This is a genomic window from Providencia sp. JGM181 (assembly GCF_018257375.1).
Taxonomy (GTDB): Bacteria; Pseudomonadota; Gammaproteobacteria; order Enterobacterales; family Enterobacteriaceae; genus Providencia; species Providencia lanzhouensis.
The window spans coordinates 1-8,201 of record NZ_JAERJY010000155.1; the positions used below are offsets into that span (position 1 = coordinate 1).

At 39.9% G+C, this 8,201-nt stretch carries 9 protein-coding genes; all 9 read right to left on the reverse strand.

What is annotated here, in order from left to right:
• Positions 1-1,079: O-antigen ligase domain-containing protein (locus tag JK188_RS18020; RefSeq protein WP_211888664.1), on the reverse strand; the 1,079-nt coding region annotated here is incomplete at its 3' end.
• Between the two features lie 21 nt (positions 1,080-1,100).
• The gene (locus JK188_RS15205) at positions 1,101-2,168 is read right to left on the reverse strand and encodes an adhesin (RefSeq protein WP_211886592.1); all 1,068 of its coding nucleotides are present in this window, start codon (positions 2,166-2,168) and stop codon (positions 1,101-1,103) included.
• 15 nt (positions 2,169-2,183) lie between these two features.
• A complete protein-coding gene (locus JK188_RS15210; RefSeq protein WP_036953978.1) occupies positions 2,184-2,690 on the reverse strand; it encodes a fimbrial protein in 507 nt (168 codons plus the stop codon).
• Positions 2,691-2,700: 10 nt separating this feature from the next.
• Positions 2,701-3,237 carry a fimbrial protein gene (locus JK188_RS15215; RefSeq protein ID WP_036953980.1) on the reverse strand — a complete coding sequence of 179 codons (537 nt, stop codon included), beginning with the start codon at positions 3,235-3,237 and terminating at the stop codon, positions 2,701-2,703.
• The gene (locus JK188_RS15220; protein WP_036953982.1) at positions 3,230-3,595 is read right to left on the reverse strand and encodes a hypothetical protein; all 366 of its coding nucleotides are present in this window, start codon (positions 3,593-3,595) and stop codon (positions 3,230-3,232) included. Before JK188_RS15220 ends, JK188_RS15215 begins: the two co-directional genes overlap by 8 nt.
• A gap of 27 nt (positions 3,596-3,622) precedes the next feature.
• A complete protein-coding gene (locus JK188_RS15225; RefSeq protein ID WP_036953984.1) occupies positions 3,623-4,351 on the reverse strand; it encodes a fimbrial biogenesis chaperone in 729 nt (242 codons plus the stop codon).
• Between the two features lie 12 nt (positions 4,352-4,363).
• Positions 4,364-6,853 (reverse strand): fimbria/pilus outer membrane usher protein, encoded by a 2,490-nt coding sequence (locus JK188_RS15230; RefSeq protein ID WP_211886591.1) that lies wholly within the window; start codon positions 6,851-6,853, stop codon positions 4,364-4,366.
• A 36-nt stretch (positions 6,854-6,889) separates the two neighbouring features.
• Positions 6,890-7,447, reverse strand: coding sequence for a fimbrial protein (locus JK188_RS15235; RefSeq protein ID WP_036953988.1), 558 nt, complete (start codon positions 7,445-7,447; stop codon positions 6,890-6,892).
• A 41-nt stretch (positions 7,448-7,488) separates the two neighbouring features.
• Positions 7,489-8,040: a fimbrial protein gene (locus JK188_RS15240; protein WP_154628270.1), complete on the reverse strand. Its 552-nt coding sequence runs from the start codon at positions 8,038-8,040 to the stop codon at positions 7,489-7,491.
• Positions 8,041-8,201: the final 161 nt, after the last annotated feature.

The window sequence follows — 8,201 nt, forward strand, 5'->3', positions numbered from 1 at the left end:
ATAATTGACTGATAAATAACATATATACCCCCCGTTATTATTAATGACATAAAAATAAGGTTGATAAACCCACCAGTCATAATCCAACGCAATATCTCATTATAAATATGAGGGACAATATAATTTTCAGAACTTAAAAATGGGAGCTGATTTTTCTCCATGCTCGCATTAATAATTAAAGGTTGTTCCCAAACTTCAGCTGGTGGGTAGATAAACAGTGAAATGGAAAACCGTAACATCTGCTTAAGGTGAAAGCGGTTGATTATCTCACTGTCGATATACTTTGGGCATAGCTGAATAAGGTAAACTCCAATAAATACAGCGACGGCAATAATGAAATAGCTGACACTGACCCTTACTTTATTCTTTTGATAAAACAAACAGATAAAGATAAATGCGCAAACTGCAAAACTCAATGTTGTGGTGATGGATTGCAGAACAATCAGCGTCACCGTAAACAAGAAAATACAGAAACTTAATAGTGTTATGCGGCATTTTTCTTGGATGAGTGATGCGAGTTTAAATTGCGATAACACAAGGGTCATCAACGAAAACATACAGCTCATCGCCATGTTAACCGATAAAATGGTAATTTGTTGTGTCAAACCATATGACCGCATATCTGTTGCAAAATAAAAAATACTGGTTTCAAAAAAGTATTGATAAATAGTAAATAAACACTGAATAACATTAATAGCGATGAAACAATAAATACAGAAAGATTGAATTAGCCACTTCTCTCGTATTTGCAGTCCAACAATATACAGTATGACTCCTGCGCTAATACCAGACCAATACCAAAATATAACATTATTACTTTCTTTTAGATAAAAAAGATTGATGCTTAATATGGCTAGCGCTAAACAAAAACACATTGCAGGAATCGTAATGAAAATCCGATTTTTTCTATAAAATACGGTAAATGCAATGATGGAAATAATTAATGCAATCGCTAACCAGCTAATAATATTTTGTGGCAGCGATTGCCTTAAGCTACCTAAATTATCAATGTAAATTATGCTGGCGAGATTCCAAATAATAAAAATACTAATAAATACAGCACGAGAAAGCATAATCATAAAATTTATACTGCATGTTAATTATAAATAAGTTGCAATTAACCACGCATTACCAGTGTATTTTCCTGGCTCAGCATCTAATCCATAAAGGTGGCTTTCGATTTCAATATTTTTCACTTTATCAATGGTGGTTTCGATAGTTTTACCGCGTAGGTTATTCTCTGCATCGTACAGTGATAACTCAGAGTAAATCGTGTTATTACCTGATTTCAGCGGCACACGCTTTTGTGGATCGTTATCCATAACGTAATCTAAGGCGAATTTCACTCTAACTCCCTGACTTCTATCACATTGATAGGTTGCAGTACGGGTTTGTTTACTATCAAATTCAATGGCATCCAGTGTATTGTGATTGATATTTAAGTTATCAATATTGGATTTACAGTTTGATGGGTAGTTAATCACCGACTGAGTTAAATCCAGTTTTACACTCGCTTTATCCGCTGGAACGAATACATCAGGTGTACCCGGATATTGGAACATTCGGGTATAGCCTGCAATCATTGCCGGAGGAATAACAACTTTTCCATCGATCGGAATATCTTTCACATAAATACGTACTTCAAATGGGAATTGAACGGTGAAGAACCCAGCGTCTAATGGTCCCATTTCCTCAGAAGAGCATCCACGTCCAGAAATATTTTTCCAACCCTGAGTAATTCCATTGTCTGAATACAGAGTGAAATAAGTATTCGCATTAATTTTATAAGCGGTTAACCCTTTAATGTTAAAGCCAGCCTCTGGCATATAAGCAAAAACACGATGAAAGGCATAGTTCCATGCCAGTCCGTTTTGGTAGTTACCCACTAAAAAGTTCACCTTACAATACACAGTACCGTAGGGCTGTGATGAACTTTCATTGATCACAATACCTTCTTTATTTGGCGGAGCGACGGAGTAGTATTTCTCGCCATTGCTACCAACGGTTGGTGTGCTCGCGATGACAGAGTTATTGGAGACAAGATTCATTCTATAGCCACCACCACTGGACGAGTAGCGAGTTAACCCATGAGACACTTGGCTATAGAGAAACAGTGACATCAGCATGGTCATTAATGAAATTAGTGAAGTTTTAGATGTTTTTTTCATTGTCGTTACCTAACTTTAGAGATAATCAATCATCACTGACAGTGCCGCACTAAACGGGCCGACTTCAAGTGTTTCAGGCACTTGATTCGTAACTAATTGTGACTGTAAGGTCAATGTGGCGGTGTCACCACTCACTGAAGGGAAGATGGGCTCCCATTTCAGTAGATTGATAGCGGTATTTCTATTGGCTTGGGAAAAGCGGATCCCTAATCCTTGGATCGTGGTGCTTAATACCGTTTCGTTATTAATCGTGAGGGTCGAACCCTCTTTAGGGGATAAATAAATTCGTAAATTTTTACGCAGATCGCACTGTTTAATTAGGATCCCAAAGTTTTGCTTTTCTTCTGTTATGCGATCTAATGCGACATTTTGAAAATTCACATACAGCTCTTTATCACCATTTTCATTGGTGATCACACAGGATGGACGCACTAATGTGGTTTCCAACGTAATTAAAATATCAGCCAGTGAAAAGCTGCTCATTAGCAGGCAAATCGCCCCTAAAAAACCGGATATTTTCATCTGCATTCTCCTACTGGTAGTCCAGATTGAAAGTGACTAAGGATGAGAAACTCCCTGTTTTGAGCCGTCCGTTAAAGGGCTTTTGTGCATATACCCCAAATTGCAGTGGGTTAATGGAGCCTTTTCCCGATTCCGTGACGGTACTGATATCAATCGGGGTATTAAATTTCAAAGGTTGAGCATTCTTGCCATCAGTTAACGCCAGTAACACATTGGACTCGCCGGTTGTTTTCAAATAGGTGACGCCATTGTGAGTTTCAGTATCTTGAGTATTTAGCGTAATTTTGATGGTCTTATTTAATGCCGCGGTTGAGCAATCGACGATATCCAACTGAAAAGGTTGAACATCAGAACGCCCCAGATTTTCAAGTTCAGAAAAGCGCAGACCTGATAAGTAAACCGTTTTCTTCGTGTCATCGTCGGATAAGCGACAACCGATAGGCACCAGTGTCCCTTCAAAATAGACGGATAGACTATTTGCCAAGCTGCCGTAGCTGGTAAATAACAAGCTACTCATGCCAACCATAAGTGCGAATGTTTTAGTCATAAATCATCTCCAAACGGCGTGCTGAGCTTTCGGCTGGAAGTAAAAAAGTCATACTTTTATTTGTCTGCGGCTTTGAAAAAACATATTGCTGACCCGCAAATTTCAACGTGAATGGTGCCCACGTTTGGTTATAAGTGCGAGTGACACAATGGGCATAACTTACAGTAAATTGATAAACAGGTTCATTGACATGATTGACCGCTCTCGTCATCGTTACATTAGGCTGGCAAGGCGTTATGAGAAAACGCGCATGAACATAAACAGTGCCTGTTGTTTCCAATAATGAGGGTTGCGATGGCGTTTCTGCCAATACAGGCATGGCGAACATGAGCGATAACCCAAAGTGATACAGTTTCATGTTGATATTCCTGTTTATCCGTTACGTCTATGGTGTGACTGTGCACTGCGATGCTTGGCACTTAAACGCCAGTGATGGCTTTCCACCATAATCATTGATATAGGTGAGATATGGCGTCGCAAATTTCGCTGATTTTAGGTTATGGGTTGATTTCGGTGGCACCATAACAGCATCAAAATCACTTTGCTCAGACTGCTTCTGGCTATTACCAATGCCGATAACGGTCAGATAAAAACTTGTTGGGTTATTTAGCTGATAACCATTGGCTGTTGGGGTTAGTGTTACCTGTTTTGCCCACTCTTTTTTGCTATCCGCCACAATTGCTTCTGGGCGATAAAACAGTTTTACACGGCTTTGTAGGGCGATTTGTAGAACACCTGCTTCCGTTGATTTTGGTGGGATCTCACGCAAGTTATAGTAAAACAGAGACTCTCTATCCTGAGGTAACTTACTGATATCTGGCGCAGTGCTTAAACGAACTAAGCTAGTGGATTTTGGCTCCATACGCTGAATCGGTGGCGTCGCGATAATCGGGCCAGCTTCCAATTTTTTCTCTGACGCATCTTCTAACCATGATTGTGCTAGGTAAGGCAGCTCGGGGTTATCATTGCGAATAGTGATGTTAATAGACTGCTGATCACCATCAAAAATAATACGAGTACGATCCAATGTAACTGCGGCGTAAGTGGCGCCCATTGCACCGATAGAGGTCAATAAGACACTGGTGCGAAGTAAATTAAAAAGATTTGATTTCATTTAAATTGTTTCCTAATGACAAATTAATACAGGGTAGCTTTCTGCACTGTTTTTAAACTCAGTGACTTGCGTACTGCATTGCAATTTATTTCCCCAGTAAAGGTTAAGCAGGTCATTTGGCATCACACCGACAATCCATGTGATCCCTTGCTCACCCACAATGCCGAGCTCAATGTTATTTTTATTACGCACACTGGCGCCAAAGGGTGGATAAGTGCCGTCTGCCAGTTTTAAACGGGCAAAGGTTTTTTCCCCTTGGATAACATTAAGGCTGCGATAACCGATGGCTCCACGGGTTAATGTGGCTTCGGTAACACTCTCTAACGCTTCGATATTGTTCGGTAATTTACTGGTATTAATTGATGCTGTTGTTTTGCGATAGCTACTCACGTTAGGGAGCACGGTTAATCCAAAGCGGTTAGTTTTATAAACACCGCCGTTTAATGGCACGTTGCTCGCTCCCGGTGTTTCAACGACTAAGCGCGTTCCACCATAAGCTGCCTGATGCAGCGCAATTCCCTCTTTGACCAATGTGATCCCTCCGTTAATTGAACCACCAACGGTGTGGTACTCGTTGGGAACATAACTGGCATTGGCCGATAGTGATGCCGTTGGGAAGTTCTGGCTCAAATAACCACTGAAACTGGTTTGTGAGTCTTGATACTGTCCCGTTTGGTAACCTACGTTCAGGTTATAACTACGCTGATCGTTGTAGCCGCTATAGCCCACGTTATGGGTTGAAGAACGGCGCCCATTTTGGTCACGTGTATAACCCTCAGAGAAACTCATGCTGCTGCCCATTGTGAGGGGAACAGTGACATACAACGTAATGGCATCATCCTGATATCCCGCTCTTTTGGAGCGTGTCGCAGAAGCAGTTAAGCTGATATTTTTTAACCCTAAATAGGCAATATTGAAGGCGGTGTTGATATAGGCCCCAAATTGCTCTTCCGTTTGGCTATTCCAATACGTGTTGTATTGGTAGTTTCCACCCAGAGAGAATGCATCAAAATATTTATTAATATTGACCTGATAGCTCTCTTTGTGTGCTTGGGTTTCAATCCCTGTACGGCGTTCGTCCAACGTTTGTTGCAATGAACGATAGGTTTCATCCGAGAATCGATAGCCTGCGAAGGTAATATCGGTTCTCGCCTCATCAAACGATTTTGAGTAACTTAAACGGTAACTGCGACCTGTTAAGGTATTGCTGAGTAACTTTGCATGGGACTGCGTTATATCAAATGACAAGCTCCCGAAGGTAAATAAGTCACGCCCAAAACCAGCTGAAAATGCTTGGTAGTTTTTGGATAAAATCGAACCACCATAAATAGACCAAATATTATTAAGTCCATAAGAGAGTTCACCCGATGCGGTCATATCCCCTTCAAGGTGACGCCCATCGTAACGAGGTTTACCAACGGCAAACTTATAGCGAACTTGTCCAGGACGCGTTAAATAAGGCAGCGCCGCTGTAGTAATGCTGAACTTTTGTTCTTCGCCATTTTCTTCACGCACCGTGACATCTAAGGTTCCACGGATTGAGCTATCCAACGTTTGGATCTGGAATGGGCCTGCGGGAACCGTCGTCTCCAAAACAATTCGGTCATGGCTTTTGACGATGACCGTGGCGTTAGTCTGAGCTATCCCGATGATCTCCGGGGCATATCCCGTCAGTTTCGGCGGTAGCATATTTTCATCGGTCTCTAATGACAGACCCGTGAACTGCCAAGAATCAAAAATAGCCGAGTAGAAATAGTTTTCCCCCAACGTTAGAACCGAGGCGATATTCGCTAATGAGCGATAAGCATATAAACGGCTAAATATGGCATCGCTATATTCATTGTTATAGTTACCCGATGATTTACGGTAGTTCGCTTGGTAATCCCCACGTAAACGCCACGCACCGAGGTTTAACCCTGTGGTTCCGTTTGCGGATAAATAGGACTCTTTAGTTCCGCTATTTCGGTTGGTAAAGGAACCCGTTAAGGTGTAGTCGAGTAAAAAGCCGTTAATACCGTCTTCCCAGCGAGAAGGTGGCACCCAGCTAGGGTCGGTATATTCCAAATAACTTTGCGGGATCAAGATCGTCAGTGTTAACGTGGATAAATCCACGCTCATGGTACTGCCTTCAAGCGCAGACAAATCGATACACTGATCGTTATCGCGGTATTTAATTAGGCGAACCGCTTCTGGTTTTAAGCCTAGCTGATCTGTAATGGTTGCCGGAACACAGACAACGCTAAATAATGAATCTTCAGCAGAAGTTGGCGCACCCACAGTAATATCGCGGGCATTACCCAAACGTTCATTATTGACTTTAATCGTTAGATGATAATTTCCAGGCATAACAAATCCGGCCTGAGAAAACTGGCTAAAGTCAATATTCTGAGTATCTTTGGTATCAAGCATATCTGTATTAAATTCAACAGAAAAAGCAACAGTAGGAATACTGGATAAGCAAGATATAATAATTAACTGGTGAAAAATATTAAATTTAGCCATAGTGTTCTTATCATATAAATTAATTTAAAATATTTATTAGTCGTAACTTACATTGAATTTAATCGTGGCAAAGTAATTTCCGGGTTCAATCTCATTATTAATAGTGTCAATTTCTGTTTCATATTTCAAAAAACTGACTTTTGTTTTTCTATCAAAGTAAATAGCGCTATTTGAAATAGAATACGATTTATTCGGAGTGACTAAATTGTTATTGGTGTCATAAATATAGACAACGACACCATCCGTAGGACCTGACAGTTTGATTGCATTGTTGTAGATGTCACTATTGGCAAAGAATTTAATTTTTATGCCTTTACTATTATCTTTGTCATATTCACTGATGCAGTTGTTTAATTTAATGTTAAATGTTTTTCTATTATTATTTTTTGCTTCTTCTGTATTGATGTCACTTTTAGAAACAAGGTCATAATTAATATATTGATATTGGCTGTCTGTTTCTATTGAGCAGGGCGCAGCAACAATATATCCGCGCATAACAGTTTCACCACGAATTCCGCCATCAACTGTATATTCTGCATTAGAAATAAAAGGAGCTAATAATAGTGTTGACCATAAGAAAGATAAATTTCGCATAATGAACCTTTTTATTGGGAGGGTTTCCCCTCCCATAAAAATTATTCGTAAGTGATTTTGAAGTCAGCGATAGAGTTGAATTCACCTTCAGTTACTGGAGTAGCAGCATCAACACGTTTTGCTAATGCAGTAAATTCCAGAACGTTTTCACCTTGTCTGTTACGAATTTGGTTCAGTACAGATTTAGCTTCATCAAATTTAAAATCTTTAATTTGAATACCAACGTTATTAGCGGTACCAGTCACGCCTAAGAACTCTTTATTAGTACCAACGTAGTTTTTACCACCGAAAGTGATTTTGATATCTTTAACTGCAACCCATTTACCTTCAGTATCCTTACTGAATTCGTCGAAGTTACATTCTTTTAATTTAATAGAGATATCTTTCTCTGCTGCATTACCTGCTTCTAAAGAAGCACGTGACAGTTGACCAAATGGAACTTCTTGTTTGGTGCTTTCAGATTCGATATTACATGGGGAGTTAACAACTTGACCGCTAAAATGTAATTCACCCGTGTTGCCGCTAGCTAAAACAGATGCAGACAGAGTAGAAGCTGCAAATAAAACAGCAACAGATAATTTATTTAATTTCATGTGATAGATCCTTAAAGATAAGTAATTTTTAGTCCCTAAAGTGAATGCAAATTGCCTAGTGCATCCATGCATCGGCTTTTTGTGTAAGTCATTTCGACGAAAACAAGTTTATCCATCAGGAGAGTTTTTTGAAATAAAGTATTGGTATTTTAATAAAGTCT

Coding starts and splice junctions, on each gene's coding strand:
- JK188_RS15210 (WP_036953978.1), bottom strand. CDS start 2,690: ATGAAAATATCCGGTTTTTTAGGGGCGATTTGCCTGCTAATGAGCAGC.
- JK188_RS15215 (WP_036953980.1), bottom strand. CDS start 3,237: ATGACTAAAACATTCGCACTTATGGTTGGCATGAGTAGCTTGTTATTT.
- JK188_RS15235 (WP_036953988.1), bottom strand. CDS start 7,447: ATGCGAAATTTATCTTTCTTATGGTCAACACTATTATTAGCTCCTTTT.
- JK188_RS15205 (WP_211886592.1), bottom strand. CDS start 2,168: ATGAAAAAAACATCTAAAACTTCACTAATTTCATTAATGACCATGCTG.
- JK188_RS15240 (WP_154628270.1), bottom strand. CDS start 8,040: ATGAAATTAAATAAATTATCTGTTGCTGTTTTATTTGCAGCTTCTACT.
- JK188_RS15220 (WP_036953982.1), bottom strand. CDS start 3,595: ATGAAACTGTATCACTTTGGGTTATCGCTCATGTTCGCCATGCCTGTA.
- JK188_RS15225 (WP_036953984.1), bottom strand. CDS start 4,351: ATGAAATCAAATCTTTTTAATTTACTTCGCACCAGTGTCTTATTGACC.
- JK188_RS15230 (WP_211886591.1), bottom strand. CDS start 6,853: ATGGCTAAATTTAATATTTTTCACCAGTTAATTATTATATCTTGCTTA.